Here is a 1,597-nt window from a genome sequence, read left to right on the forward strand (position 1 = left end):
CAAGAACCTGCAGCTGGCGCTCGGCTTCAGCCACGACGTCGTCTACCAGACGCCGGAAGGCATCACGATTGCTGTTCCGAAGCCGACCGAAATCATCGTGTCCGGCATCAACAAGCAGCAGGTCGGCCAGGTTGCCGCGGAGATCCGCGAATACCGTGGCCCCGAGCCCTACAAGGGCAAGGGCGTCAAGTATGCCGAAGAGCGGATTGTCCGCAAAGAAGGCAAGAAGAAGTAAGGATCACGCGAAATGGCTAGCAGGAAAGATACTCTTGTGCGTCGCGCCAACCGCGTGCGCCGTCAAATCAAGGCGGTCGCCAACGGCCGTCCGCGCCTGTCGGTTCATCGCTCGTCGAAGAACATCTACGCGCAGATCATCGATGACGTTGCAGGCAAGACCCTCGCTTCGGCTTCGACCCTTGATACCGATCTGCGGTCTTCGCTGAAGACCGGCGCAGACTCGGCAGCCGCTACGGCTGTTGGCAAGCTCCTCGCGGAGCGTGCCTCGAAGGCTGGCGTCAAGGACGTTGTCTTTGACCGCGGCGCCTTCATCTACCACGGCCGCGTCAAGGCGCTCGCCGAGGCAGCTCGCGAAGGCGGTCTGAACTTCTAAGGTTCGGTACCCGGGCGGAAACGCCCGGGTAATTCCCCGTTTTCGCAAATCCCAGCCGCTTCGATTTCGAAGAAATGAAGGGGCTTCCGTCAATCTGCCGATTGCACCCGGAAAAGAAAAAGGAAGAGGACAATGGCACAGAAAGAACGTGGCTCGCGCGATGAGCGCCAGGGCCGTGAAGAGCGCGACAGCGAATTTGTCGATAAGCTCGTAGCAATTAACCGCGTCGCCAAGGTGGTGAAGGGCGGTCGTCGTTTTGGTTTCGCCGCTCTCGTCGTCGTTGGCGACCAGAAGGGCCGCGTCGGCTTCGGCCATGGCAAGGCACGCGAAGTGCCGGAAGCCATCCGCAAGGCGACTGAAGCTGCCAAGCGCGACCTGATCTTCGTCCCGCTGCGTGGTGGTCGTACCCTGCATCACGACGTCCATGGCCGTCATGGCGCCGGCAAGGTGCTGCTGCGTTCGGCTCAGGCCGGTACCGGTATCATCGCTGGTGGCCCGATGCGCGCCGTCTTCGAAACGCTCGGCGTTCATGACGTCGTTGCAAAGTCGACCGGTTCGTCGAACCCCTACAACATGGTTCGCGCTACCTTCGACGCCCTCAAGAACCAGATGCACCCGAAGGACATCGCAGCTCAGCGCGGCATGAAGTACGCCACGCTCCAGGCTCGCCGTGCCGCCTCCGGCGCTGCTTCCGAAGAATAAGGGAGCTGACAGATGGCTAAGAAAGAAGTTGCAAAGAAGACGGTTACCGTCGAGCAGATCGGTAGCCCCATTCGCCGCCCGGCCTCGCAGCGCCAGACGCTCATCGGCCTGGGCCTCAACAAGATGCACCGGGTTCGCACGCTGGAAGACACTCCGTCTGTTCGCGGCATGATCCGGACCGTCCAGCACCTCGTTCGCGTCGTCGACGAGAAGTGAGGGGGATAAGCTCATGAAACTGAATGAAATCAAGGACAACGAAGGCTCGACCCACAGCCGCAAGCGTCT

At 61.0% G+C, this 1,597-nt stretch carries 4 protein-coding genes; all 4 read left to right on the top strand.

The genetic code is table 11. The annotated features are described in order from the left end of the window. On the top strand, positions 1-235 hold a 235-nt coding region (locus tag VGO04_RS01950; protein WP_327494276.1), incomplete at its 5' end, for a 50S ribosomal protein L6. 12 nt (positions 236-247) lie between these two features. After that, positions 248-610: a 50S ribosomal protein L18 gene (gene rplR / locus VGO04_RS01955; RefSeq protein ID WP_327494277.1), complete on the top strand. Its 363-nt coding sequence runs from the start codon at positions 248-250 to the stop codon at positions 608-610. A gap of 132 nt (positions 611-742) precedes the next feature. Then, positions 743-1,312, top strand: a complete 570-nt coding sequence (gene rpsE, locus VGO04_RS01960; RefSeq protein ID WP_327494278.1) for a 30S ribosomal protein S5 — start codon at positions 743-745, stop codon at positions 1,310-1,312. Between the two features lie 12 nt (positions 1,313-1,324). Beyond that, the gene (gene rpmD / locus VGO04_RS01965) at positions 1,325-1,528 is read left to right on the top strand and encodes a 50S ribosomal protein L30 (RefSeq protein ID WP_077961502.1); all 204 of its coding nucleotides are present in this window, start codon (positions 1,325-1,327) and stop codon (positions 1,526-1,528) included. Positions 1,529-1,597 lie beyond the last annotated feature (69 nt).

It is taken from the genome of Ensifer sp. (genome assembly GCF_035999185.1).
Classification (GTDB): domain Bacteria; phylum Pseudomonadota; class Alphaproteobacteria; order Rhizobiales; family Rhizobiaceae; genus Ensifer.

What these genes read in the sequence shown, in the direction of transcription:
- rpsE (WP_327494278.1), top strand. Translation starts at nt 743, where the DNA reads ATGGCACAGAAAGAACGTGGCTCGCGCGATGAGCGCCAGGGCCGTGAA.
- rplR (WP_327494277.1), top strand. Translation starts at nt 248, where the DNA reads ATGGCTAGCAGGAAAGATACTCTTGTGCGTCGCGCCAACCGCGTGCGC.
- rpmD (WP_077961502.1), top strand. Translation starts at nt 1,325, where the DNA reads ATGGCTAAGAAAGAAGTTGCAAAGAAGACGGTTACCGTCGAGCAGATC.